This window comes from Rhodococcus sp. LB1, from assembly GCF_001583455.1.
Lineage (GTDB): Bacteria > Actinomycetota > Actinomycetes > Mycobacteriales > Mycobacteriaceae > Rhodococcus_F > Rhodococcus_F opacus.
In genome coordinates this window covers 32,428-57,843 of the sequence record NZ_LTCZ01000224.1, presented here as the reverse complement: position 1 = coordinate 57,843, position 25,416 = coordinate 32,428, and the positions used below count along the sequence as shown (strand labels likewise).

22 protein-coding genes and 1 pseudogene are annotated in these 25,416 nt (G+C 69.1%); 12 read left to right on the top strand and 11 right to left on the bottom strand.

Going from position 1 to position 25,416, the window contains the following annotated elements; translation table 11 throughout:
• Positions 1 to 46 precede the first annotated feature (46 nt).
• Positions 47 to 262 carry a helix-turn-helix domain-containing protein gene (locus AZG88_RS26860; protein ID WP_005255033.1) on the top strand — a complete coding sequence of 72 codons (216 nt, stop codon included), beginning with the start codon at positions 47 to 49 and terminating at the stop codon, positions 260 to 262.
• A gap of 26 nt (positions 263 to 288) precedes the next feature.
• On the opposite strand, the gene AZG88_RS26855 is transcribed toward AZG88_RS26860, so the two are convergent.
• Complete coding sequence (locus AZG88_RS26855) at positions 289 to 855, bottom strand: TetR/AcrR family transcriptional regulator (RefSeq protein WP_005241827.1); 567 nt, start codon at positions 853 to 855, stop codon at positions 289 to 291.
• A gap of 207 nt (positions 856 to 1,062) precedes the next feature.
• A complete protein-coding gene (gene acnA, locus AZG88_RS26850) occupies positions 1,063 to 3,864 on the bottom strand; it encodes an aconitate hydratase AcnA (protein ID WP_061699665.1) in 2,802 nt (933 codons plus the stop codon).
• 305 nt (positions 3,865 to 4,169) lie between these two features.
• On the opposite strand from acnA, the pseudogene AZG88_RS26845 reads away from it, so the two are divergent.
• The 8 genes and pseudogenes from AZG88_RS26845 to AZG88_RS26810 all read left to right on the top strand — a co-directional run bounded on the left by AZG88_RS26845 (position 4,170) and on the right by AZG88_RS26810 (position 12,776).
• Positions 4,170 to 4,761 (top strand): annotated as a pseudogene (locus AZG88_RS26845) (Rv1476 family membrane protein).
• 382 nt (positions 4,762 to 5,143) lie between these two features.
• Positions 5,144 to 6,637 carry an NlpC/P60 family protein gene (locus AZG88_RS26840; RefSeq protein WP_025432542.1) on the top strand — a complete coding sequence of 498 codons (1,494 nt, stop codon included), beginning with the start codon at positions 5,144 to 5,146 and terminating at the stop codon, positions 6,635 to 6,637.
• A gap of 204 nt (positions 6,638 to 6,841) precedes the next feature.
• A complete protein-coding gene (locus tag AZG88_RS26835; RefSeq protein WP_005241837.1) occupies positions 6,842 to 8,017 on the top strand; it encodes an AAA family ATPase in 1,176 nt (391 codons plus the stop codon).
• Positions 8,014 to 8,988, top strand: a complete 975-nt coding sequence (locus AZG88_RS26830; RefSeq protein ID WP_011598892.1) for a DUF58 domain-containing protein — start codon at positions 8,014 to 8,016, stop codon at positions 8,986 to 8,988. Before AZG88_RS26835 ends, AZG88_RS26830 begins: the two co-directional genes overlap by 4 nt.
• Positions 8,985 to 9,965: a VWA domain-containing protein gene (locus AZG88_RS26825; protein WP_005241841.1), complete on the top strand. Its 981-nt coding sequence runs from the start codon at positions 8,985 to 8,987 to the stop codon at positions 9,963 to 9,965. Before AZG88_RS26830 ends, AZG88_RS26825 begins: the two co-directional genes overlap by 4 nt.
• A gap of 63 nt (positions 9,966 to 10,028) precedes the next feature.
• A complete protein-coding gene (fabG1, locus tag AZG88_RS26820; RefSeq protein ID WP_061044149.1) occupies positions 10,029 to 10,778 on the top strand; it encodes a 3-oxoacyl-ACP reductase FabG1 in 750 nt (249 codons plus the stop codon).
• A 49-nt stretch (positions 10,779 to 10,827) separates the two neighbouring features.
• Positions 10,828 to 11,625: an NADH-dependent enoyl-ACP reductase InhA gene (inhA, locus tag AZG88_RS26815; protein ID WP_005241845.1), complete on the top strand. Its 798-nt coding sequence runs from the start codon at positions 10,828 to 10,830 to the stop codon at positions 11,623 to 11,625.
• 41 nt (positions 11,626 to 11,666) lie between these two features.
• Positions 11,667 to 12,776: a ferrochelatase gene (locus tag AZG88_RS26810; RefSeq protein ID WP_061044148.1), complete on the top strand. Its 1,110-nt coding sequence runs from the start codon at positions 11,667 to 11,669 to the stop codon at positions 12,774 to 12,776.
• Here the strand turns inward: AZG88_RS26810 and AZG88_RS26805 are convergent.
• A complete protein-coding gene (locus AZG88_RS26805; protein WP_025432544.1) occupies positions 12,742 to 13,551 on the bottom strand; it encodes a hypothetical protein in 810 nt (269 codons plus the stop codon). The two genes, AZG88_RS26810 and AZG88_RS26805, sit on opposite strands and share 35 nt — an antisense overlap.
• A 67-nt stretch (positions 13,552 to 13,618) precedes the next feature.
• Here AZG88_RS26805 and AZG88_RS26800 point away from each other — a divergent pair, with 67 nt between their 5' ends.
• From AZG88_RS26800 to AZG88_RS26790, 3 genes are read left to right on the top strand one after another with little or no spacing between them, the layout of a single operon-like run.
• A complete protein-coding gene (locus AZG88_RS26800; protein ID WP_005241862.1) occupies positions 13,619 to 14,458 on the top strand; it encodes a DUF3097 domain-containing protein in 840 nt (279 codons plus the stop codon).
• 8 nt (positions 14,459 to 14,466) lie between these two features.
• Positions 14,467 to 14,898, top strand: a complete 432-nt coding sequence (locus tag AZG88_RS26795; RefSeq protein WP_005241863.1) for an NfeD family protein — start codon at positions 14,467 to 14,469, stop codon at positions 14,896 to 14,898.
• Complete coding sequence (locus AZG88_RS26790; RefSeq protein WP_025432545.1) at positions 14,899 to 16,101, top strand: SPFH domain-containing protein; 1,203 nt, start codon at positions 14,899 to 14,901, stop codon at positions 16,099 to 16,101.
• Here the strand turns inward: AZG88_RS26790 and AZG88_RS26785 are convergent.
• The 8 genes from AZG88_RS26785 to AZG88_RS54205 all read right to left on the bottom strand — a co-directional run bounded on the left by AZG88_RS26785 (position 16,082) and on the right by AZG88_RS54205 (position 25,411).
• Positions 16,082 to 16,819, bottom strand: a complete 738-nt coding sequence (locus tag AZG88_RS26785) for a thioesterase II family protein (protein ID WP_061699664.1) — start codon at positions 16,817 to 16,819, stop codon at positions 16,082 to 16,084. The two genes, AZG88_RS26790 and AZG88_RS26785, sit on opposite strands and share 20 nt — an antisense overlap.
• Positions 16,820 to 16,823: 4 nt before the next feature.
• The gene (locus AZG88_RS26780; protein WP_061044147.1) at positions 16,824 to 21,119 is read right to left on the bottom strand and encodes a type I polyketide synthase; all 4,296 of its coding nucleotides are present in this window, start codon (positions 21,117 to 21,119) and stop codon (positions 16,824 to 16,826) included.
• The gene (locus tag AZG88_RS26775; protein WP_061044146.1) at positions 21,116 to 21,400 is read right to left on the bottom strand and encodes an acyl carrier protein; all 285 of its coding nucleotides are present in this window, start codon (positions 21,398 to 21,400) and stop codon (positions 21,116 to 21,118) included. Before AZG88_RS26775 ends, AZG88_RS26780 begins: the two co-directional genes overlap by 4 nt.
• A 29-nt stretch (positions 21,401 to 21,429) precedes the next feature.
• Positions 21,430 to 23,181, bottom strand: a complete 1,752-nt coding sequence (locus AZG88_RS26770; RefSeq protein WP_061044145.1) for a fatty acyl-AMP ligase — start codon at positions 23,179 to 23,181, stop codon at positions 21,430 to 21,432.
• 125 nt (positions 23,182 to 23,306) lie between these two features.
• Positions 23,307 to 23,834 carry a hypothetical protein gene (locus AZG88_RS26765; protein WP_025432547.1) on the bottom strand — a complete coding sequence of 176 codons (528 nt, stop codon included), beginning with the start codon at positions 23,832 to 23,834 and terminating at the stop codon, positions 23,307 to 23,309.
• The gene (locus AZG88_RS26760) at positions 23,831 to 24,412 is read right to left on the bottom strand and encodes a hypothetical protein (RefSeq protein WP_061044144.1); all 582 of its coding nucleotides are present in this window, start codon (positions 24,410 to 24,412) and stop codon (positions 23,831 to 23,833) included. The genes AZG88_RS26765 and AZG88_RS26760 overlap by 4 nt, the downstream gene beginning before the upstream one ends.
• A gap of 59 nt (positions 24,413 to 24,471) precedes the next feature.
• On the bottom strand, positions 24,472 to 25,182 hold the full coding sequence (locus AZG88_RS26755) for a TVP38/TMEM64 family protein (RefSeq protein ID WP_005247281.1): 711 nt from the start codon (positions 25,180 to 25,182) through the stop codon (positions 24,472 to 24,474).
• A 49-nt stretch (positions 25,183 to 25,231) separates the two neighbouring features.
• Positions 25,232 to 25,411, bottom strand: coding sequence for an acyl-CoA thioesterase domain-containing protein (locus AZG88_RS54205; RefSeq protein WP_231914210.1), 180 nt, complete (start codon positions 25,409 to 25,411; stop codon positions 25,232 to 25,234).
• Positions 25,412 to 25,416 lie beyond the last annotated feature (5 nt).

Genomic DNA, 25,416 nt, shown 5'->3' with positions numbered 1-25,416 from the left:
GGGCTCTACCGTGGAAACCACCGTCGCTCGCCGACTGGAGGAGTTCATGGCTGACATCGGGGTCTTCGCCAAGAGCGCTCGGATCACGGGACCGTCGCGCGCCGATCTACAGGCGGAGCTGAAGGAGCGCTACCAGGCCGGTGCGAGTATCCGTTCCCTTGCCCGGGAAATGGGGAGATCGTACGGATTCGTCCGCAACATCCTCGCGGAATCCGAGGTGGAGCTCCGCGGACGGGGCGGAGCTCACCGTCGCAAGACCTGACGGGTGTCGGTGGGGGAGTGCGGGTGTCAGTCGCGGCGTCGGACGGATTCCTCGACGAGGTCGAGGACGGCCGACAGGTTGTCGCCGGCGTGCCCGGAAGCGATACGTGCGACGAGGCCGTCGAGAACCAGGTCCAGGTAGCCGATCAGGACGTCGGTCGGCACGTCGTCGCGGAGGCGGCCCGCGGACTTCTGCCGCGCGAGACGCGCCATGGTCGCCTCGGTGAGTTCCGCCGACCGTTGTGACCAGCTTCTGCGGAAGTCGGGATCGTTCCGCAGCCGTCGGGCGATTTCGAGCCGGGTTCCCAGCCAGTCGAACTGTTCGGGCTGGGCGAGCATGTCCCGCATCACCTGGACGAGGCCCTCGTGGGCGACCACGTCGGCCATCCTGGTCGCGTCCTCGTGGGCGAGCGCCAGGAACAAACCGTCCTTGTCCTTGAAGTGATGGAAGATCGCCCCGCGTGACAGTCCGGTCACTTCTTCGAGCCGGCGGACGGTGGCGCCGTCGTAGCCGTATTCGGCAAAGCAACGGCGGGCGCCGCTGAGGATCTGACTGCGCCGTGCCGCGAGATGGTCTTCACTGACCTTGGGCAAAGTGCCTCCTTCGTCGGCCTGTGAGTGTTGTCGGCCCTCGACATGTGAGGGCCACCGAAAGCACGAAGCGCGCACGACCACCTCGATCGGGACAGCGGCGAAGCTCCCCTGAAACTGGTCGTGCGCGCTTCGTGCCTGTCATGGCCGAAAACACTCACAGGTGCGTAGCGCCTGCGAGCGGAAACTGCTCGCAGGCGCGATTGCGCCCTAGCCCTTGATCATGTTGCGGAGCACGTACTGCAGGATGCCGCCGTTGCGGTAGTAATCCGCCTCACCAGGGGTATCGATGCGTACGACTGCGTCGAACACGACCTTCTCGCCGTTCTCGCGCGTTGCCGTGACCTTCATGGTCTTCGGGGTGACACCGTCGTTGAGCTTCTCGACGCCTTCGATGTCGAAGGTCTCGGTGCCGTCGAGCTTCAGCGATGCAGCCGACTCGCCGGCCGGGAACTGCAGCGGAACGACGCCCATACCGATGAGGTTGGAGCGGTGGATGCGCTCGAACGACTCGGTGATGACGGCCTTGACGCCGAGAAGGCTGGTGCCCTTGGCGGCCCAGTCACGCGACGATCCGGAGCCGTACTCCTTGCCGCCCAGGACGACCAGCGGGATGCCGGTTGCCTGGTAGTTCTGCGACGCGTCGTAGATGAATGCCTGCGGTGCACCTTCCTGCGTGAAGTCGCGGGTGTAGCCACCGGAGACGTCGTCGAGGAGCTGGTTGCGCAGACGGATGTTCGCGAACGTTCCGCGGATCATCACCTCGTGGTTGCCGCGACGCGAGCCGAGCGAGTTGTAGTCCTTGCGCTCGACGCCGTGGGAATCGAGGTACTGCGCGGCGGGGGTGCCGGACTTGATCGGACCTGCCGGGCTGATGTGGTCTGTGGTGACCGAGTCGCCGAGCAGGGCGAGGACGCGAGCGCCCTTGATGTCCTTGACCGGTGCCGGATCCTTCGGCATGCCGTCGAAGTACGGAGCCTTGCGGACGTAGGTCGAGTTCACGTCCCACTCGAAGGTGTCACCCTCTGGGGTCGAGAGGTTCTGCCAGCGGCTGTCGCCCGCGAAGATCGTTGCGTAGGACTTGCGGAACATGTCCTGGCTGATCGCCGTCTTGATGGTCTCTTCGATCTCCTGCGTGGACGGCCAGATGTCCTTCAGGAACACGGGGTTGCCGTCGGTGTCGTCGCCGAGCGAGTCGGTCTCGAAGTCGAAGTCCATGGTTCCCGCAAGGCCATAGGCGATGACGAGCGGCGGGGAGGCCAGGTAGTTCATCTTGACGTCGGGGGAGATGCGTCCCTCGAAGTTGCGGTTGCCCGAGAGCACCGCGGTGACCGACAGGTCGTTGTCGTTGATGGCCTTGGAGACTGCCTCGGGCAGCGGGCCGGTGTTGCCGATGCACGTGGTGCATCCGTAGCCGCCGAGGTAGTAGCCGAGCTTCTCGAGGTACGGCCAGAGGCCGGCCTTCTCGTAGTAGTCGGTGACAACCTGCGAACCGGGTGCCATGTTGGTCTTGACCCACGGCTTGGTGGCGAGGCCCTTCTCGACGGCGTTACGTGCAAGCAGCGCAGCGCCGAGCATGACCGACGGGTTGGACGTGTTGGTGCAGGAAGTGATGCCGGCAACGACGACGGCGCCGTGATCGAGAACGAACTCGCCTGCGTCGGACTTGACGACAACCGGCTTGCTCGGGCGGCCTTCTGCGCCGTTGGCGGCGGAGAGAACGTCGACTGCTCCGTCATCGGCGAACGACAGAACTGCGGGGTCGGACGCCGGGAAGGATTCCTCGACAGCCTCGTCGAGCTGAGTGTGCTCGGTCGGAAGGTGCTCTTCCACGTAGTTGTGGATGTCCTTGCGGAACGCGGTCTTCGACTCCGACAACAGGATTCGGTCCTGCGGGCGCTTCGGGCCGGCGATCGAGGGAACGACGGTTCCCAGATCGAGCTCGATGTACTCGGAGAAGACGGGCTCCTTGTCGGGATCGTGCCACAGGCCCTGTTCCTTGGCGTAGGCCTCGACGAGGGCGAGCTGCTCGTCGCTGCGGCCGGTCAGGCGCAGGTAGTCGATCGTCTCGCTGTCGATTGGGAAGATCGCTGCGGTGGAACCGAATTCGGGGCTCATGTTGCCCAGGGTTGCGCGGTTCGCGAGCGGAACCTCGGCAACACCCTTGCCGTAGAACTCGACGAACTTTCCGACGACGCCGTGCTTGCGGAGCATCTCGGTGGCGGTGAGCACGACGTCGGTCGCGGTGACGCCGGGCTTGATCTCACCGGAGAGCTTGAAGCCGACAACGCGGGGGATGAGCATGGAGACCGGCTGGCCGAGCATGGCAGCCTCGGCTTCGATGCCGCCGACGCCCCAGCCCAGCACGCCCAGGCCGTTGACCATGGTGGTATGCGAGTCGGTGCCGACACAGGTGTCGGGGTACGCCTGGCCGTTACGTGCCATGACGGTCGGAGCCAGGTATTCGATGTTGACCTGGTGAACGATGCCCATTCCCGGGGGGACGACCTTGAAGTCGTCGAATGCGCCCTGGCCCCAGCGGAGGAACTGGTAACGCTCGCCGTTGCGCTCGTATTCGAGGTCGACGTTGCGCTCGAGTGCATCGGCCTGGCCGAAGATGTCGAGGATGACCGAGTGGTCGATGACCATGTCGGCAGGCGAGAGCGGGTTGACCTTGTTGGGGTCGCCGCCGAGGGTGGTGACAGCCTCACGCATGGTGGCGAGGTCGACGACACAGGGAACGCCGGTGAAGTCCTGCATGATCACGCGAGCCGGCGTGAACTGGATTTCGATGCTCGGCTGAGCCGAGGGATCCCAGCCTGCAATTGCGCGGATGTGATCCGCGGTGATATTGGCTCCGTCTTCGGTGCGGAGAAGGTTCTCGGCGAGAACCTTCAAGGAGTAAGGCAATTTCTCGGTGCCGGGGACGGCCGCGAGTCGGAAGATCTCGTAGGAGTTCTCACCGACCTCGAGGGTTCCCTTTGCTCCGAATGAATCAATACTGGTGCTCACGTCAGCTCCACTCGTCTATGTGAGGGTCGCCACCGACGGGGCTGTGTCGACGGCTGCAGGCACTGCGGGCACGGCTGATCCGTGTCGCTGTCGTGCTAGCGATGACGGAATCGGCCCCTACCGCGGTACCTCCGATAGTCTAACAGTACGCTTGTCCTGTGAGAATTCGGGGGGAATCGAGCGTGTACCCCTCGGCGATTCTCCTCGACCCGACGCGGGACGCGCGCGGACGGAACGGAACTTCGGGGACTCCTCACGTAGTGTTCACGCGAGGCTTACGTTCCTACAGCAAACCCGGATGAGAGATGCCTGCCCCTATCGCCACCGCACTTCCTGCCAGTGTCATGCTCCCCGTCCATTCGGCCCTCCCGTTGTCGACGGACCTTCCGGAAGACATCGACGTCTCCGACGTGGTCGCGGACGTGTCCGACGACGGCGTGTCGGCGCCGTCCGACGAGGCGAGTGAACTCGCCGCCGTGGTCGATCGCGCGGCCGAGCACGGGATCAAGCTGAGCATCGTGGTGTTGGACGAGGATCCCGGCCGCGATTCGCAGCTGCGCGACCTCGCCACCGAGGTCGGGACGGAAGAGGGCGGCACCGTTCTGGTGCTGAGTCCCAGCTGGGTCGGCACATACAGCGATTCGATCAGCCGGGTCCTGCTCGAATCGGGTCAGGACCGCACCTACACCGGCGATGCGGTGGTCTCCGCGAATCACTTCGTCGACGAAGTGNNCGTGGGCCCTGTTCACCGCCCTCATCGTCGCGATCGTCGTGATCGCGTCGGCTGCCACGTTCTTCGCGAAATCGCGCCGGGCGTCCGTATCTCGTGGCGACACGGCAGAAAAGGGCGACAGCGCTTCGGGGGCCGGCACGTCGTACGAGCGACAGAAGCCCTGACTCTCCCCGAATTCCCGGGATAACTCGGCGGCAATTTCACGATTCTCCCGAGCGTGGCCGCTGCCTGCGTCGATGCGCGTAAATAGCGCCGACGATTCACAGTTCGACATTTCCGCTGGTCAAATTACTCATGTGTTATTTGTGACTAAAGTTTCCATAGAGTCCGGAAGTGTCGTACGGTGCATTTGGCGCTCTTGGGGAAGAAGTGTCGCAGGCTGGTGATTGACGTCCAGAGTGACGGCGATCCGGTGTATGTCGGTGTCGCCGACGCGCGGGAAGGTGTGGGCTGCCGCAAATTTCTCCCCACGACGGGCACGGCGCGGTGTGCGTGATCGGTGCAGAACCGAGGGAGAGAGTTGTGAAGCGACAAGCACGAGCTGGAGTGGGGCACCGTAGCTTCTCCCGCGGGCACACTCGCACGGCGCGCCTCCTGATCGGATTGGGCATCGTCGGAGCCCTGATCGGCAGCACGCCCGGCCTGGCCGCAGCGGTGCCACCGCCGCCGCCGAATCCGTCCGACAACGACATCGCGCAGGCCCAGACCCAGGTGTCGGCGGGCCTCGGGCAGGTCAGCGAACTGATCAACCAGGTCGCCTCCGCGGATCAGCAGCTCGCTCAGCTCGACAACGAGGTCGCCATCAAGCGCGAGGACGTGAACCGTGCTCTGGTCGATCTGCAGAACGCCCGCAGCGCTGCCGATCTGGCGGCCGGCGTGGTCGGGGCCTCACAGCAGGCGCTGCGCGACGCCGGGGCGCAGATCGAACTCGCGCAGAAAGACTTCGACAAGTACGCCCGGTCGAGCTACACGCAGGGCACCAACGTCTCCTCGATCTCGACGTACCTGGGCGCCCAGGGGCCCGGCGACGTCCTGGATCGCGCGCAGGTTCTGAAACTCCTGGCCACCAGTCAGAACGCGGTGCTCGAGGGGCTGCAGCGGGCGCGGACCGCGCAGGCCAACAAGGACTCCGCGGCACGCGAGGCGAAGCAGCAGGCGGACGTGGCCGCCGACCAGGCCGCGTCGAAGAAGTCGCTGGCGGAGCAGGCGATCGCGATCGCCCGGTCGGCGCTGCAGGACCAGGCGGCCAAGAAGGCGCAGATCGAGAGCAACCGCGCGGCCGCCCAGGCCCAGCTCGACGCCGCCCGCGGGAACGTCGCGGGCTTGCAGGGGCAGCGTGAGGCGTACGCGACGTGGGAGGAGCAGAAACGCGCCGAGGACGCGCAGAAGGCTGCCATCGCCGCCGCGGCCCGGGAGGCCGCGACGCAGGCCGCGGCGCGGGTCGCCGCCAACGAGGCGGCTCGACAGCGCGCCGCGGAACTCGCCGCGGGGCAGCGCGCGCACACCACGATCGAGGAGGACTCGGAGGACGAGGATTCCTCGACCGACGGCGGGACGACCACACCGAAGTCCACCCCCAAGTCGAAACCGTCGACCAGCGGCGAGGACCTGACCGGCAGCGAGGCCATCGAGACCGTCATCGACCGGGGACTGTCGCAGATCGGTGTCGAGTACGCGTGGGGCGGCGGCGACGAGAACGGTCCCACCCTCGGCATCCGCGACGGCGGTGTCGCCGACAGCTACGGCGACTTCAACAAGGTCGGTTTCGACTGCTCCGGTCTGATGATCTACGCGTTCGCCGGGATCGGCATCTCCCTGCCGCACTACACCGGGTATCAGTACACCGCCGGCGAGCAGGTCCCCTCGGAGGAGATGCAGCGCGGCGACATGATCTTCTGGGGCCCGAACGCCAGCCAGCACGTCGCTCTGTACCTCGGAGACGACCAGATGCTCGAGGCTCCCGAGTCGGGGGACGTCGTCAAGATCTCCCCGGTGCGATGGGACGGCATGACCCCTTACGCTGTCCGTATGGTGTCGTGATCCATGATGTCGATGAAGTAGTCCGCAGTGCGGATCGTGCTTGGTTGCGGCGGGGGTTGCTTGCACCTGGAATAGTTGAGCAAGTACGTGAACGGGCGGAACGATCTAGGTGAAAGCGGTGGATTCTTGGTGACCTCACGTGATGATGCGGTATCGGAGGGTGCAGCCCGGAAGGAGTCGCCCGCGAAGGCTGCTCCCGAAGGTGTGAAGAACGGGGGTGCGGCCAACGGATCGGGTCCCCAGAACGTCACCGCGCCGAATGCACCCTCACCGAACACGGGCACGCAGAGCGCGACGACGAAGACGGTCGCGCCCAATCTCGCCGCCGACGTCCAGACGCTGGAACGCGCGATCTACGAGGTCAAGCGCGTGATCGTCGGGCAGGACCGGCTCGTGGAGCGGATCCTGGTCGGTCTGCTCGCGAAAGGGCACGTGCTGCTCGAGGGTGTGCCGGGTGTCGCGAAGACCCTGGCTGTCGAGACGTTCGCGAAGGTGGTCGGCGGATCCTTCTCGCGTGTCCAGTTCACCCCCGACCTGGTGCCTACCGACCTGATCGGTACGCGCATCTACCGGCAGGGGCGCGAGGAGTTCGACACCGAGCTCGGTCCCGTCGTCGCGAACTTCGTGCTCGCCGACGAGATCAACCGCGCGCCGGCGAAGGTGCAGTCGGCGTTGCTCGAGGTGATGGCCGAGCGGCACGTCTCGATCGGCGGCAAGCGGTACCACATGCCCGACCCGTTCCTGGTGATGGCGACGCAGAACCCGATCGAGAACGAGGGTGTGTACCCGCTGCCGGAGGCGCAGCGCGACCGGTTCCTGTTCAAGATCCTCGTCGACTACCCGACGGTGGAGGAGGAGCGCGAGATCGTCTACCGGATGGGTGTCGATGCGCCGGAACCCCACCAGGTCCTCGATCCCGAGGAGCTCGTCCGCCTGCAGAAGGTCGCGAGCGGTGTCTTCGTGCACCATGCGCTCGTCGACTACGTGGTCCGGGTCATCGCGGCCACGCGCACGCCGGCCGAAGTCGGTCTCCCCGAGGTCGACGGCTGGATCGCGTACGGCGCGTCGCCGCGCGCGACGCTGGGCATCATCTCCTCGGCCCGGGCGCTGGCGTTGCTGCGCGGGCGTGACTACGTGGTGCCGCAGGACGTGCTCGAGGTGATCCCGGACGTGCTGCGTCACCGTCTCGTGCTGTCCTATGACGCTCTCGCCGACGAGGTCACCCCGGACGACGTCATCTCCCGCGTGCTGCAGACCGTGGGTCTGCCGCAGATCGCCGCACAGCCGACGACGGTCCCGGCCGCTCCCGCCGGTCACCACGGACCGCCCGTCCCATCCACGTCGGTGCCCGGACCGACGGCGATGAGCCAGCCACGGTGAGTGCGCGTACCGCCGGTGCGCAGAGCTCCGGCCCGCCGCCGTCGTTTCGCTCCGGCGAACTCCGTGATCCCAAACTGTCCGCCGCGCTGCGGACGCTGGAGCTGACCGTCCGCCGCCGCCTCGACGGCGTCCTGCACGGCGACCATCTGGGCCTGATCCCGGGGCCGGGCTCCGAACCGGGTGATGCGCGCGAGTACCAGCCGGGCGACGACGTGCGTCAGATGGACTGGTCGGTGACCGCCCGGACGACGCACCCGCACGTCCGGCAGTCGGTGGCCGACCGGGAACTCGAGACGTGGCTCGTCGTCGATCTGTCGTCGAGCCTCGACTTCGGTACCGCCGGCTGCGAGAAGCGGGACCTCGTGGTGGCCGCGGCCGCCGCCGTCACGCACCTGACCAGTGGCGGCGGGAACCGGATCGGGGCGATCGTCTCGACCGGCGCCCAGACCACCCGGATCCCGGCCCGCGGTGGCCGCATCCACGCGCAGGCGATGCTGCGTCAGATCGCGACCACCCCGCACGCCCCGGACGGGGTGCGGGGAGACCTGCAGGGTGCGGTGGAGTCGTTGCGCCGCCCCCAGCGTCGCCGCGGTCTGGCCGTCGTCATCAGTGACTTCCTGGGACCGATCGACTGGGAGCGGTCGCTGCGGGCGATCTCGGGCCGCCACGACGTACTCGGTGTCGAGGTGCTCGACCCGCGAGATCTGGAATTACCCGACATAGGGGATGTAGTGCTGCACGATCCGGAGTCCGGACGGACCCGCGAGTTCACGACCACACCGCAACTGCGCGCCGACTTCGCGCGGGCCGCGGACGAGCACCGCCTGCAGGTGGAGCAGTCGTTGCGGCGTTGCGGCGCCCCGCTGCTCAGTCTGCGGACCGACCGGGACTGGATCTCGGATGTCGTGCGGTTCGTGTCCGCCCGGAAGCACAGTTACGGGACCGCGACGAACCAGAGGTCCCGCCGGTGAGCCTTTCCCAGTTCACCTCACCGTGGTGGCTGCTCTTCCTCCTGATCGTCGTGGCATTGGTCGCGGGATACGTGTGGGTGCAGCGTCAGCGGCAGAAGCACACCCTCCGGTTCACCAACTTCGCGCTCCTCGAGAAGGTCGCGCCGTCGCGACCGGGCCGGGCTCGGCACATTCCGGCGCTGCTGATGGTGCTGGCGCTGGTGTTCTTCAGTGTGGCGCTGGCCGGTCCGACGGAGGACAAGCGGGTTCCGCGGAACCGGGCGACCGTGATCCTCGTCATCGACGTGTCGTTGTCGATGAAGGCGACCGACGTGGAACCGACCAGGCTGGCCGCCGCGCAGGACGCCGCGAAGTCGTTCGCCGACGGGCTCACCCCCGGCATCAACCTCGGTCTCGTCGCGTTCGCCGGCACAGCGTCGGTGCTGGTGTCGCCGACCACCAACCGGGAGGCGTCGAAGGTCGCGATCGACAATCTGCAGCTGAGCGAGCGGACGGCCACCGGTGAGGCGATCTTCACGTCGCTGCAGTCGATCGACACACTGGCCGCGGTGCTCGGGGGCAGTGATCAGGCGCCGCCCGCCCGCATCGTGCTGCTCTCGGACGGCAAGCAGACGGTGCCCGAGAACCCGGACGATCCGCGCGGCGGGTTCACCGCGGCCCGGCAGGCGAAGGACAAGGACGTCCCCATCTCGACGATCTCGTTCGGCACCAGCTACGGCAAGGTCGAGATCGAGGACGAACGCATCCCCGTGCCCGTCGACGATCCGTCGCTGCGGGAGATCGCGAATCTCTCGGGGGGCAGCTTCTTCACGGCCTCGAGCCTGGAGGAACTACGCGACGTCTACGACACCCTCGAGGAGCAGATCGGGTTCGAGACCACCCGCGGCGACGCCAGCCGCCCCTGGCTCGTGCTGGGTGTCCTGTCCGCCACGGCGGGCCTGATCCTCGCGCTGGTCCTGCGTCAACGGCTGCCGTGATCTGCGTTCCACCGCGGCCCCGCGCTTCCACTCCTGCACATCTGAACAGATAGGTTGATCCCCATGTCTACCCCACAAACTACTGACGCGTCAGTTAGGGCGGTGTCCACTCCTCGGTCGGTGCTCGTCACCGGCGGCAACCGCGGGATCGGCCTCGCTGTCGCGCAGCGCCTCGCGGCGGACGGCCACAAGGTCGCGGTCACGCACCGCGGTTCGGGTGCGCCCGACGGCCTGTTCGGCGTCCAGTGCGACGTCACCGACACCGAGTCGGTCGATCGCGCCTTCAAGGAGGTCGAAGCGCACCAGGGTCCCGTCGAGGTTCTCGTCGCGAACGCCGGCATCACCGACGACACGCTGATCATGCGGATGACCGAGGAGCAGTTCACCTCGGTCGTCGACGCCAATCTGACCGGCGCGTTCCGCGTCGCGAAGCGGGCGACCCGGTCGATGCTGCGGGCGCGGTTCGGCCGGTTCGTGTTCCTCGGGTCCGTCGTCGGTCTGGCCGGCGGTCCCGGCCAGGTGAACTACGCGGCGTCGAAGGCCGGTGTGGTCGGCATCGCGCGGTCGCTGACCCGTGAACTCGGTTCCCGTTCGATCACCGCGAACGTGGTGGCCCCGGGATTCATCGACACCGACATGACCGCGGTCCTCGACGACAAGTACAAGGACATGATCACCGGCGCCGTCCCGCTGCAGCGGCAGGGCAAGCCCGAGGAGGTCGCCGCGGTGGTGAGCTTCCTGGCCTCCGACGATTCCGCCTACGTCTCCGGCGCGGTGATCCCCGTCGACGGCGGCCTCGGCATGGGCCACTAGCTCTCCTCACTCCCACTTCCCGGACTTTTTCTTCACAGGAGGACACCTCATGGGCGGATTGCTCGAAGGTAAGACCATTCTCGTCACCGGCATCATCACGGACGCGTCCATCGCGTTCCACGTCGCCAAGGTCGCCCAGGAACAGGGCGCCAAGGTGATCATCACCGGCTTCGACCGTCTCCGGCTGATCGACCGCATCGCGCAGCGCCTGCCGCAGCCGGTGCCGCCCGCGCTCGAACTCGACGTGCAGAACCCGGAGCACCTCGCGAGCCTTGCCGACCGCATCCGGGAGATCGCACCCGAGGGCGTCGACGGCGTCGTGCACTCCATCGCGTTCGCGCCGCGGTCCTGCCTGGGCAGCCCGTTCTTCGACGCACCGTGGTCCGATGTGGGAGTGGCGTTCGAGGTCTCCGCCTACTCGTACGCGTCGCTGTCGAAGGCGCTGCTGCCGGTGCTGAACGACAACGCGTCGATCGTCGGGATGGACTTCGATCCCGCGCGCGCGGTTCCGTTCTACAACTGGATGGGTGTCGCCAAGGCCACCCTCGAGTCGGTGAACCGGTATGTCGCCAAGGAGGTCGGCGAACGGGGTATCCGCTCCAACCTCGTCGCGGCGGGCCCGATCAAGACCCTTGCCGCCAAGGCCATCGCCGGTACCGCCACCGACGACGCCAAGCAGATGAACGAACTCAACACGGCGTGGGACGAGCGGGCGCCCATCGGCTGGAACGTCGACGACCCGGAGCCGGTCGCGAAGACCGTGTGCACCGTGCTGTCCGACTGGCTGCCCGGGACCACCGCGTCGATCATCTACGTCGACGGTGGCGCCCACGCGATGGCCGGCTAGCGCACTACCCGGGGAGTGCGCCCCGAACGGCACCACGGAAGATGGGGATCATGATCGCTGCGAAGTCGACGGACCGTTCCGGTTCCCAATTCGATGCCCTTCTCGTGTTGTCGTTCGGGGGTCCGGAGCAGCCCGCCGACGTGCGCCCGTTCCTGGAGAACGTCACCCGGGGCAGGGGGGTGCCGCCCGAACGTCTGGACGCGGTCGCCGAGCACTACCTGCACTTCGGGGGCGTGTCGCCGATCAACGCCTTGAATCGCGACATCATCTCCCGCGTCGTATCCGAATTGGCCGGCGCCGGAATGGATCTGCCCGTCTACTTCGGTAACCGGAACTGGCATCCGATGGTCGAGGACACCGTCGCCCGGATGGGCGAGGACGGGGTGCAGTCCGCCCTCGTGTTCCCGACGTCGGCGTGGGGCGGGTACTCGGGCTGCAGGCAGTACCACGAGGACGTCGCCCGGGCGCGGGCCGCGGCCGGGGACGGTGCACCGCACCTGCTGAAGCTGCGCCAGTACTACGACCACCCACTGCTGATCGGGGCGTTCGCCGACGCCGTCCGCGAGGCCGCGGCGCAGCTCCCCGCCGAGCGCCGGGCCGACGCGCGGCTGGTGTTCACCGCGCATTCGGTGCCGGTGTCCGCGGACGTCAACGCGGGACCGCCCGCGGAGGGCGGTCATCTCTACAGCCGGCAGGTGGCCGAGGCGGCCCGGCTCACCGCCCGCGCCGCCGGCTTCGACGACTTCGACCTGGTGTGGCAGTCCCGGTCCGGGCCACCCCAGGTGCCGTGGCTCGAACCGGACATCTGCGACCACCTGGACGCCCTCGCCGTCCGCGGTGTGGGCGCGGTGATCGTGTGCCCGGTGGGATTCGTGTCCGACCACCTCGAGGTGGTGTGGGATCTCGACACCGAGGCCCGGGACAAGGCGGCCGAACTCGGCATCGACTTCGTGCGTGCGGCCACCCCCGGAACGGATCGGCGGTTCGCGGAACTCGTCGTCGCACTCGTGACCGAGCAACGGGCCGGCATGCCCGCCGAGCGGCTCGGGTCCGAGCCGCTGCTCGGTTCGATGCTGGATGGACAGTCCTGCGCGGTCGACTGCTGCAAGGCCGTGGTCAGGCCGTCAGGCCGTCCCGCGCACACGCATTGACGGCGGCGGTGCGCGCCGAGCGCACCGCGGAACGCAGGGGCCGCAGCAGATCCTCGAGCGTGGCCGCACCCGACGCGGACACGGTGCGCGCGGGGGCCATCTGCTCGGCGACCGTGAGGATCGCGGCCACCTGATCGGCCGAGTCCAGGATCCGCAGCGCCCGCGGGGCGATCGTCGTCGGATACCGGTGCCGTGCGGACTGCGCCAGCGCGTCGGCGATCAGCGCGCGCGGGTCGGCGCCGAAACCGGAATCGAGCATGTGCAGTGCCTCGAGCGCGGCCGCGGCGTCCCGCACCGCCTGCCGCATCGAGAACTCGGCCTCACCCAGTCCGGTGTGGTGGGCGTCGAGGGGAAGCCGCTCGATCGTCGACACCGTCCAGCGCAGCACGTCCGGACCCTCGACGTGCGGGACCAGCCCCGTTCCGGACCGGCCGGGCGGTCCGACGAGCACACCCTCGCCCGCGCTGATCGCGGCGGACGCGAACTCGGTGCCCGCCGGAAGCCCGCGCACGTCCCCCGGCCCGGGCAGGACCAGCCGGATCTCGGTCTCGGGTTGCGACACGGCGCGCCGCATCGTCTGCAGCAGCGCCGTCACCCCGGCGTCCTGCGGGTCGGGCCACGGCAGTCCGGTGCGCCCGGCCGTCACCGGATCCTCCGCGCAGGCGAGATGCATCGGCGCCCACGCATGGAGGGCGTCGATGACGTCGTCGGGTGCACTGTTCCCGGCGAGCCAGGAACTGGCCCACACGGTGAGAGTGGCGCTGGGTGAAGTCACGATAAACGAGCATATGTCGGCGTGGCGGAGTGTGCGTAACGGCACCGCTCGCATAGCGTCAGCGCCCGTGAGCGGAGGCGACAGATACGGCGACATCTTTTCCGGACACCCACGCGCGAGGAAGCCCGTGACGTCCACCGTCCCGGCCGAGCGGGACCTGGTGGTCGAGGACGCGGGCACCGGTTTCTGCGGGGCAGTGGTGGGGTTCGAGCGCACCTACGACGGCGATTTCGTCCGGCTCGAGGACGGGGCGCGGCGCACCCGGTTGTTCGCGATGCGGGAGGCGGCGTTCCTGATCGACGGCAAACCGGTCACCCTGGTCCGGCCGGCGGCCAAGCCGGCCGGTCCGGCAACCACCCGATCGGCGTCGGGATCCACCAAGGTGGAGGGGTTGCGGGCCCGGACGGCGCTGCCGAGCCGGATCTGGGTGGAGGGTGTGCACGACGCCGCCCTCGTGGAACGGGTGTGGGGGCACGACCTGCGCGTCGAAGGTGTCGTCGTCGAGCACCTCGAGGGTCTCGACAATCTCGGGGAGCGGCTCGCCGAATTCCGGCCCGGCCCCGGACGGCGCGTCGGTGTCCTCGTCGATCATCTCGTCACCGGATCGAAGGAGACCCAGCTGACCCAGGGGCTCGGACCGGACGTGCTCGTGACCGGGCATCCGTTCATCGACGTGTGGGAGGCGGTCCGCCCGTCGGCGGTGGGCATCGAGGCGTGGCCGAAGATCCCGCGCGGTGAGGACTGGAAGACCGGGGTGTGCCGCGAATTGGGGTGGGGGACACCGCGCGACGGCTGGCGCCGGGTCTATTCGGCCGTCAACACGTTCCGCGACCTCGAGGCACCGCTGATCGGGGCGGTCGAACAGCTGGTCGACTTCGTCACCGTCGGTTCCGGAGATTCTGGTTAGATGGTGTTGTGGCTGCATTGATTTGGCTGGTAGCGGGGGTGCTGCTCGCCGCCGCGGAAGCGTTGACGGGGGACTTCTTCCTCCTCATGCTGGCGGGCGGTGCGCTGGCCACGGCCGGGGTCACCGCGATCACCGACTTCCCGGTCTGGGTCGACGCGGTGATCTTCGGCGTGCTGTCCCTCGCCCTGATCCTCGGGGTGCGTCCGGTGTTGTTGCGTAAGTTCGAGACCCCGCCGCCGACCCCGACCGGGATCGAGGCGCTGACCGGCAAGCAGGCCCTGGTGCTCGAGGAGGTCGCCGAACATGCGGGGCAGATCAAGCTCGGCGGCGACGTCTGGACGGCCCGCCCGCTCGACAGCACGGAAGTGTATCCACCGGGAACGACCGTGACGGTAATGCAAATTGACGGCGCGACCGCCGTCGTATGGAGGGGACCGTAGATGGCAGCGCTCATCGTGTTGATCGTGCTCGTGTTGTTCGTCGCCCTGGTGGTGGCCAAATCGGTGGCACTGGTGCCACAGGCCGAGGCCGCGGTGATCGAGCGACTCGGCCGGTACGCGCGGACCGTGTCGGGCCAGCTGACGTTCCTGATCCCCTTCGCGGACCGCATCCGGGCCAAGGTGGATCTGCGTGAACGGGTGGTGTCGTTCCCGCCGCAGCCCGTGATCACCCAGGACAACCTGACGCTGAACATCGACACCGTCGTGTACTTCCAGGTCACCAACCCGCAGGCCGCGGTGTACGAGATCAGCAACTACATCGTCGGTGTCGAGCAGTTGACCACCACCACGCTGCGCAACGTCGTCGGCGGCATGACGCTGGAGGAGACGCTCACCTCGCGTGACTCCATCAACGGGCAGCTGCGCGGCGTTCTGGACGAGGCCACCGGACGGTGGGGTCTGCGCGTCGCCCGGGTCGAACTCAAGAGCATCGATCCGCCGCCGTCGATCCAGGAGTCGATGGAGAAGCAGATGAAGGCGGACCGCGAGAAGCGGGCCACCATTCTCACCGCCGAGGGTCACCGGGAGTCGGCGATCAAGACCGCGGAGGGCGACAAGCAGTCCCGCATCCTCGCCGCGGAGGGCGCGAAGCAGGCGTCGATCCTCACGGCGGAGGGGGAGCGGCAGTCCCGCATCCTGCGGGCGCAGGGTGACCGGGCCGCGAAGTACCTGCAGGCGCAGGGGCAGGCGAAGGCGATCGAAAAGGTGTTCGCCGCAATCAAATCCGGCAAGCCCACCCCCGAACTCCTCGCCTATCAGTATCTGCAGACGCTGCCGCAGATGGCGCAGGGCGACGCGAACAAGGTGTGGCTGGTGCCCAGCGACTTCGGTGACGCCCTCAAGGGGTTCGCGAAGACCCTCGGCGCGCAGGGCCAGGACGGGGTGTTCCGGTACGAGCCGTCCACCGCCGAGGAGGATCTGCCCAAGCCCGAGGACGATTCGGAGGAGGTCGCCGACTGGTTCGAGACCAAGTCCGACCCGGCGATCGCGCAGGCTGTCCGCGCCGCGGAGGTCGAGGCACGTCGTCCCGTCGACGGGCCGGGACCGCTCGCGAAGTCCGGTGGCGCCGACGAGCATGCGCCGCTGGATCCGGGTGGAGCGCCCGGCCAGCTGCCGCCGCCCGTCACCCCGCCGGGTCACTGACCGACTCCGACGCGGCGTAGCGGCGCAGCAACGGGCGGAGGACGCCGAAGAGCTGTTCGGGTGTGTGCTCGAGGTAGAAGTGATCGCCCGGCATGATGTGCACCTCGCGCAGCCGGCTGGTGTGCCGAGTCCAGGCGTGCAGATCCCGCTCGCCGACCAGCGGATCGGCGTCCGAGCCGAGCACATGTACCGGACAGGGCAGCGGCGGGTCGCCCGGATCGCGGTAGCCGGTGCAGAGGCGGAGATCGTCCCGCAGCGCGGGGAGGCAGCGGTCCCGCCACGCCGGCCGGGCCGGGACGTCGGCGGGCAGACCGCCCGTGATGCGCAGCAACTCGATCAGTGCCGGGTCGTCCAGGTCGTCGACCGGTGGCAGCGGCGAGGGCAGGTGCGGCGCCGAGTACCCGGAGAGCAGCAGCGCCCGAGGGAGCGGCTGCCCGGCCGCGCGCCGGCGGCACGCGAGCCGGTACGCCACCAACGCACCCATGCTGTGCCCGAAGAAGACGTGCGGCTCCGTGAGGTGTTCGGCGAGTTCGGAGTCGAGTGCGGTGACGAGGGACTCGACGTCGGTGAACCCGGCCTCCCCGGCACGGCTCTCCCGTCCGGGCAGCTGCACGGGCCACACCGACACGTGCGGGCTCAGGGCGCGGTGCCAGTGGCGGTACGTCGAGGATCCGCCGCCGGCGTGGGGGAAGCAGAACAGCCGGAGGGTGCCGGGCACGGCGCTACGCCGCCGCGACGAGCGTGGCGAGTTCTTCGGCGAGAGCGGCCACCGTGGACCGGATCTGGTCCTCCGTGTGGCACGAGGTGACGAAGAAGCGCAACCGCGCGAGGTCTTCGGGCACGGCCGGGTAGAGGATCGGGTTCACGTTGATGCCGCGCCGGAGCAGGGCGTTGGACAGTGCGAGGGTGCGGAGTGAATCCCCGACGATGCACGGGATGACGGGGGTGTCCTCGGTGTCCCCGGTATCGATTCCGGCGTCCGTGGCGAGCTGCAGGAAGAGCCGGGAGTTGCGACGCAACCGGTCGAGCGCCTCGGGTTCGGCGCGCAGCTGCCGGATCGCGGCCAGGGACGCCGCGGCATTCATCGGCGTCATCCCGACGCTGTAGACGAAACCGGGTGTCGTGTACTTCAGGAAGCGGATGAGCGCGGCGCTGCCCGCGACGTAGCCGCCGCAGCCGGCCAGGGCCTTCGACATCGTGCCCGACCACAGTTCCACGTCGTCGCGGTCGACGGCGAAGTGCTCGCCGATGCCCCCGCCGGTGGCGCCGAGCACCCCGATGCTGTGCGCCTCGTCGATCATCATCAGTGCCTGATGCTTCTTCTTCACCGCGATCATCGCGGGCAGGTCGGGGATGTCGCCGTCCTGGCTGTAGACGCCCTCGATGAGGATGAGGACCCGCCGGTACTGCGATCGGATGGCGGTGAGGAGGGCGTCGAGCGCGGCGTGGTCGTTGTGCGGGAAGGGGCGTCGGGTGGCGCCGGACAGTGCGCAGCCCTGCAGGATGCTGTCGTGCGCGAGGCTGTCGTGGATCACCAGGTCACCCTCCCCGAGCAGGTGACCGATGACCGTCACGTTGGTGGCGTGCCCGCTGACGAGGGCGATCGCGTCCTCGGTGCCGAGCAGGCCGGCCAGTTCGGCCTCGAGTTCGCGGTGTACCGGCTTCTCCCCGGACAGCACGCGACTGGCCGAGCAGGAACTGCCGTAGCGGGCGACCGCGTCCTGCACCGCCGAGACGACGGCGGGGTGCCCGGACATGCCGAGGTAGTTGTAGCTGGAGAAGTTGACGACCTCCGCGCCCCCGATCGTCGACGTATCCCGCGTGACGCCGTCGTTGACGAGGAAGTACGGGTTGGTGACCCCGAGCCCCTCGGCCGAGGTCAGCCGGGCGGCCAGCGCCTGAACCTCCGGGAACTCCGCGATACGGGACTCGGGTGCCACGGTGGGTTCCGGTTCCGGGACGACCCCCATTGTGCGGCGCGAGCCGGGTGCGTGGTGCGCGGTCACGTGCTCGATCACATCGCCGAGCGTGCGGCTCGGTGAGAACCAGTTCGGTTCGACGACGAGACCGGGGAATGCCCGGCTCACCCCGCCGAACAGGTCGGTGATCATGATCGAGTCGAATCCGAGGTCGCCGACGATCGTCTGTGTCACCTTCAGTGCGGCCGCGGGGAATCCGCTGACCCGTGCGACTTCCGTGCGCACCCTGGTCGCGACGTCGCCGACCGCTGTCCCGGGACCCGGCACGGCGTCCGGCGTCGCCGGGGCGGGGAGGGCTACCGCGGGTACGCCGTTGGCGGCAGCGGCGAGAACGGCGGCCTGTTCCCGGAAGAGCGCGATCAGCTGGTCCATGGTGGTGTCCTCGGGTTCTCGTGTGACGGTGGGCGATGCGGTGTCGGCGGTCTGCACCACGGCGGAGGGTGCGTCGTCGGGTGTCCAGAACCGGGAGGTGGTCGCGAACCGGTACCCGCTGAGCCGTCGGCGTACTCGGGCCTCCGGCTCGTACAGCGCATCCCACGCGGGGCCCAGTCCGTCCCGGTACAGGGCGGCGAGGGTGTCGGGGAGTTCGGTGCCGGTGGCGGCCGGGCCGGGGCACGGCGCCAGGTGCCGCGCGGGCGAGTCGGGATGGGCGCGGGCGGTCAGCGGCAACAGGATTCGTGCGGGGCCCACCTCGATCAGGTGGGTCGGATCGCAGGTCAGGGCGGCCGCGGCGGCGTCCGCGAACCGCACGGCCGCCGTGATGTGGTCGGTCCAGTAGGCCGCGTCCATCGGCTCGTCGACGTCGAGCAGCCGCCCGCGTGTGGTCGAGAAGATCGGGATCTCGGGCGGCCGGTACGCGCAGTCGGCGGCGACCTCCGCGAACGCATCCTGCATCGGCGCCATGGCGGGGGAGTGGAAGGCATGCGACAGGGTCAGCCGGCGGACGAGGAATCCGGTCGCGGTCAGTGCGGCGCCGAGGCGTTCGAGCACGTCGGCCGCCCCCGACAGCACCACGTCGCGCGGCCCGTTCACCGCCGCCAGCGCGGCCGCGGGTTCGCCGGCGAGCAAGTCGGCGACCTCGTCCGGGGTGGCCCGGACTGCGAGCATCGTGCCGCCCGCGGGCAGTTGCTGCATGAGCCGTCCCCGCGCGACGATCAGCCGGCACGCGTCGTCCAGGCCGAACACTCCGGCGTGCGCCGCGGCCGCGTACTCGCCGACACTGTGACCGACCAGCCACGCCGGTTCGACACCCAACTCGCCGAGTGTCCGGGCGAGCGCGTATTCGACCGCGAACAGGGCGGGCTGCGCGAACTCGGTCCGATGGATCTCGTCACCGGCATCGAACAGCATCTCCCGCACCGAGCGGCCCAGATGCGGCGTCATCCGTTCGTCCACGTCGGACAGTGCGCGCCGGTAGCCGCCGTGGTGCTCGTGCAGTGCGCGGGACATTCCCGGGTACTGCGCGCCCTGACCGGTGAAGAACCAGCCGATGCTCACGGGGCGGGTCGCGCCGGACAGCGACTCGAGCAGGTCTTCGTCGTCCGCGACCGCGCGCAGCGCCGCGACGGCCTCGTCCCGGTCGTGCGCGGTGAGCGCGAGGCGGTGGCGACCGGATGCCTTGACCGTGTTGGTGGTCCAGCACACCCGGCCCAGGTCGACGCCGGGACGTGCGAGATCGTCGGCCAGGACGGCGGCGTTGCGGGCGAGGCCTTCCCGGTTGTTCGACGACAGGGTGAGCACGCCGCCGCCGGCGCTCGCCGCGGCGGGGTCGGTGGCGGGCGCGGAGGCCAGCAGCATGTGGGCGTTGGTGCCGCCGAGCCCGAAACTGCTGACGGCGCCGTGCACATCACCGCCGGGCAGCGTCATCGGCTCGGACAGGAGTCGGAGGCCGTTGTCCGCCAGGCGGAGTCGCGGGTTCGCGTCCTCCGCGTAGCGGCTGGGCGGTACCACGCGGTGGTGCAGGGACAGGGCCACCTTGATCAGACCGGCCACGCCGGCCGCTCCCTCGGTGTGGCCGAGATTGCCTTTGATCGATCCGATCGCGCACGGCTGCGGCCGGGTCACCCCGTGGACGTGACCGAGGGCCTTGCTCTCGATCATGTCGCCGAGCACCGTTCCGGTGCCGTGGGCCTCGACGAACGCGACCTGGGCGGGCGTGACACCCGCACGGCGGTAGGCCGTCTGGACGACCTGCTGCTGGGCCCACCGGTTGGGTGCGGTGATCCCGTTGCTGCGGCCGTCGTTGTTGACGGCGCTGCCCTTGATCACCGCGTAGACCGGCAGGCCTTCGGCCTGCGCGTCCTCGAGCCGGCGCAGCACGAGTACCGCGACACCTTCGCCGCGACCGATGCCGTCGGCCGTTCCGCTGAACGGTTTGCACCGGCCGTCCGGCGCGGACAGCCCGGCCTGGGTGTAGAAGACGTTCACCGTGGGGGTCAGGGTGAGGTTGACGCCTCCGGCGAGGGCCTGATCGCAGTCCCCGGACCGCAGTGCCGCGCAGGCCAGATGGACGGCGACGAGGGACGACGAGCAGGCGGTGTCGATCGCCATGCTCGGGCCCTGCAGGTTCAGGTGGTAGGACACCCGGTTGGCGGTCATGAAATAGCCGTTACCGCTGCCGAGTTGGGGGGTGATGCGCGAGGCGTCACGCATCTGGAGATTCCACTCGTTGGCCATGACGCCGACGTACACGCCGGTGTTCGACCCGGCCTGCGCCCACGGGTCCAGGCCGGCGTCCTCGAAGGCCCGCCACGCCGCCTGCAGCAGCAGCCGCTGTTGCGGGTCCATCGCCGCGGCCTCGCGGGGCGCGATGCCGAAGAATTCGTGGTCGAACGCGTCCGCGTCGGCGAGGAACCCGCCGCTGCGATTGTTCACCGAGCCGGGACCGCCGGCGGCGTCGTAGATGTCGTCCGCGTTCCATCGCCCGGCGGGGACGCCGGTGATTCCGTCGCCGCCGCCCATCAGCAGCCGCCACAACGCGTCGGCGTCGGGAGCCTGCGGGAAGCGGCAGTCGAGGCCCACGACGGCGACGTCGGTCATGAGGCCGTCCGGTACCGGGCTGCTTCGCCGACGACGAAGACGGCCATCTCGGCGATCGTCGGATAGTCGAACACCACGGTGGGATCGAGTTCGAGGTTCCAGCGGTCCTCGATCTCGCCGCACAGGCTCACCGCGGACACCGATTCGATTCCCATTTCGGCGAGGGGCAGGTGGGGGTCGATCTCGCGCACCGGTTGTTCGGTGTGGAAGGCCACCCGTCCGGCGAGCCAGTCGATGACGGGTGCGTGGTCGCGCGGGGTGCTCTTTTCGGGGATACGCATCGGGGTTCTCTCGGGTCGGTGATCGGGGGTCAGGCGGGGGCTGCGACGGCGGTGGCCCGGAGGCGTTGCACCGTCGGGTCGATCTCCTCGTGGAGCACCGCGTCGACGCGGGACTGCAGGAACGACGCGCGCATCGATCTGCGCTGGACCTTCCCGCTCGTGGTGCGGTGCACTCCGTGCCGGTCGACGAGCACCACGCTCGGCGCGTGGACGTCGAAGTCCCGGGCGACGGCGAGCCGGATCCGGCGTGCGAGGCCGGGCAGCGTCAGGTCGTCGATCAGCGCGGTCTTGACCTCGTGGATCACCAGCAGCCGCTCGTGCTGTCCGGTATCCATCGACAACACCACCCCGGCGGCACCGGTGAGCGCCGGATGCAGCTCCCGCACGGCCTCCTCGACGTCCTGCGGGTAGAGGTTGCGGCCGTTGACGATCAGCAGGTCCTTCAGTCGGCCGGTGACGTAGAGGTGACCGTCGTCGTCGGTCACGCCGAGGTCGCCGGTGCGCAGGTACGGTCCGTCGCCGGCAAGGGTGGCGCGGAACTTCTCCTCGGTCTCGTCGGGCCGGTTCCAGTAGCCGGCGGCGACGCTGCCGCCGGAGATCCAGATCTCCCCGACCCGGCCGTGCGGCAGCTCCCGGCCGGTGTGCGGGTCGACGATGCGGATGTCGCACCCGAACGGCCGGCCGCTGCTGACCAGCCGGACACCACCGGCGCTCGGGGTGAGCTCGTGGCGCTCCAGCGCGTCGGCGTCGACGTCGAGATACCTTGGGGCGCAGCCCACCTCGCTCGCGGTCGCGAGCAGGGTCACCTCGGCCATCCCGTACGCGGTCAAGAATGCGCCCGCAGGGAAGCCGAAGGGTGCGAGCCGGTCGGTCACTGCGTCGAGGGTGCGTGGCCGGATGGGTTCCGCCCCGTTCAGCGCAACCCGCACCGAGGAGAGATCCAGCCCGGCCAGTTGATCGTCGGAGATCCGGCGGGCGACGAGGTCGTATGCGAAGTTCGGGCCGAGGGTCATGTCGGCGCGGTACCGGTCGATCAGCTGCAGCCACCGCACCGGCCGCTTGAGGAAGGACATCGGCGACATGAACACGAGATTGCCGCCGAAGTAGATCGGCAGCAGCAGCATCCCGATCAGGCCCATGTCGTGGAAGTGCGGGAGCCAGCCTGCGCCGGTCACCGTGTCGTCGGCGCCGTTGGCGCGGGTCATGGCCGCGGCGTTGTGCAGCAGGTTTCCGTGGGTCACTATCACCCCCTTCGGTTCGCTGGTCGAACCGGAGGTGTACTGGAGGAAGGCCAGGGTGTCGCCGTCGAGGTCGGGGAGCCGCCAGTCGTCGGGATCGGCCGGTTCGGTGGTGTCGGTCGCGGCGACGGAGACCGTGCCGGCGAGCCCGGAGTCGCGGATCCAGGTGTCGAGCGGCTCGGCGACCGCGGCGGTGGTGAGGACGAGGCGTGCGTCGGCGTCGGCGAACATCGTGGCGACCCGCTGCATGCTGCGCACGTCGTGGGGGACGGGGGCGGGGACGGCAACCACCCCGGCGTAGAGGCACCCGAGAAACGCGCGGAGGAAATCGATTCCGTCGACGTACAGCAGCATGACCGGATGTTCGGCCTCGGGCCGGGTCGACAGCCACACCGCCAGCGCGCGGGCGTCCCGATCCAGGTCGCGGTAGGTCACTTCCTCGGCGACGAGTTCGCGGCCGACCTCACGGTGGTAGGTGTAGTACCGGTCGTCGCCGTACGTGGCGACCTGGGCGCGGACGTGTGACACGAAATCGGTAGGCACGAAACTTTTCTCCCTCGATGCGGACGAGTACGACTCTCGTCCGCATCGGGCAGCGATCCCACCACCCCCAGGGCTGGTTCTGTGCACCCCCGGGGGTGAATGTCCCGCACCGGTGGCGGGGACGGCTAGGTGATGAGGGCGCGTCCCGTTCCGCACACCGCGATCGCCCAGAGCACGCTGGTGAACGTGCCGATGATGAATTGTTCCGACGCGTGCGGTTCGCGGAGTTCGGGGTAGCGGGCCAGTCCCTTGACCGCCAGGACGACGGCGATGCCCTCCGGCCAGGCCGCGAGGATCGAGGCCGCGACGGCGGCACGCTCGAGGAGTCCGATGATCCGTCCGCCGCGCAGCGGCCCGGCGTCGGGCCGCGGGTCGGACCCGGCGTCGGGCTGGCGGCGCGCGATGCGGAACGCGGCGAGTACGAGGGGTGCCCCGCCGGTGGTGGCGGCCGCGACGCACAGGACGAGGGTCGCGGCGAGCGCGAAGCCCGTGACCGGTGTGGTGGCGGAGGCGGCGAGCGCGGCGACGGCCAGGGCGAGCGCGACCACGATCGGCGCCGCCCACTGCGACATCCAGCGGGGGCTGCGGGGCGCCGCGAGGATCAGGGGTGCGACGGCGGCGACGCCGAGGGCGATGAGTGCGAGGGTCGTCACGTGTCCGCCTTGCGTAGGAGTCGTTCGGCCAGTCGTCGTCCGGCGGTCTCGACGTGCCAGCCCGCGGTGGAGAGTCGTTGGGAGACTGCCTGTTTGCTGATGCCCAGCGCGTGGGCCGCCTCGGTCTGGGTGGATCCGTGCCGCATCTGTTCGACGGCCTCGCGGCCCTCCTCGGTGCGGCGCGCGACGAGGACCGCGACGAGGGTGAGGGCGGTGTCGGCGTCGGCGGCGCTCTCGGTGTCGGAGCCTTCGACGGCCACCCGGCCGGGGGCGCTCTTGGCGCGGTCGACGGCGACTCGTGCGGATTCGAACGCGGGGCCGCGCCCGGCCCGGGTCTCGGCGGGGAGGGGTTCTTCGACGGGTCCGGTGCCGATGCCGATGCTCCAATGTTCGCGTCCGACGAGGTCGAGTGCGAGGTCGACGACGGTGGCCGGGTCCGCGACCACGGCCTGGACCTCGTCGCCGGCGGTCCGCTGGAACGGTCGGACGAGGTCACGGTTCGCGAATTCGGTGAGGAGTTGGGCGACGCGGTCGACGTCGCGGCGGCTTCCGCGCTGGTCGACCGTCAACACGAACATGGGTCAAGGTTAGAAACTGGATACCAAGATGTCAAGACTCAACGCTTGACTAGCTGGGTTCAAGGCTGCGCTATTGACTCGTCCTCGGCGGGGCGGTCGACGGCCACGTCCGGCATCGTGTCGCCGGAACTGTCCAGCGGCCGCCGGGAGTCCACCACCAGCCCGGCGATTCCGGCGACGATGCACACCGCGGACAGCACGAGAAGTCCCGGCTTCGTCTCCCCGGTGAGGGCGTCGCCGAGAACGACGATGCCGACGGTCCCCGGCAGCACACCGACCACCGTGGCCAGCACGTACGGGACCAGCCGGATCGAGGACACCCCGGCGCAGTAGTTCACCACGGAGAACGGGACGAACGCGATCAGTCGCAGCGAACCGACGGCGAGCCAGCCGCGCCGGGCGATCCGCTCGTCCACCCGGCGGATCGTCGGATTGGAGATGCGCTGCCACACCACGTCCCGGCCGACGGCGCGCACCAGGTAGAGGGCCAGCACGGCACTCACCGTCGATGCCAGCACCGCGATCGCGATGCCGAGCCACGCACCGAACAGCAGACCGGCACTCAGCGTGAACACCGTGCGGGGGAACGGGAACACCGTCACGAGCGCGTGCACGGCGAAGAAGACGAGCGGGAACGCCGGCCCGACCGACCGCGCCCATTCCCGCACCTGCGGCACGGACGGGTGCGGGGCCAGCAGCGCCACGACGACCAGCGCGACTGCCAGTACGGCGACGCCGATCACCCTGCGGTCCCCGAGGCGTCTCTTCACAGGGCACCAGGCTACCCGGGTGACCGGTGCGGGGCGTCGCGAGCGCCGGTCAGGACAGGCGTCGGCGCCCGGTCACGGTCGCCTCGACGCAGATCCGTCCGCCCGAGGTCCCGGCCACCCGGGCCACCGCAACCGAGCGGCCCGCCCTGACCACGTCCGCGGTGAACGTCGTGTCGCGGTCGAGGGGAATCGGGCGGAAATAGTTGATCCGCACAGACGCCGTGTCCATGTCCG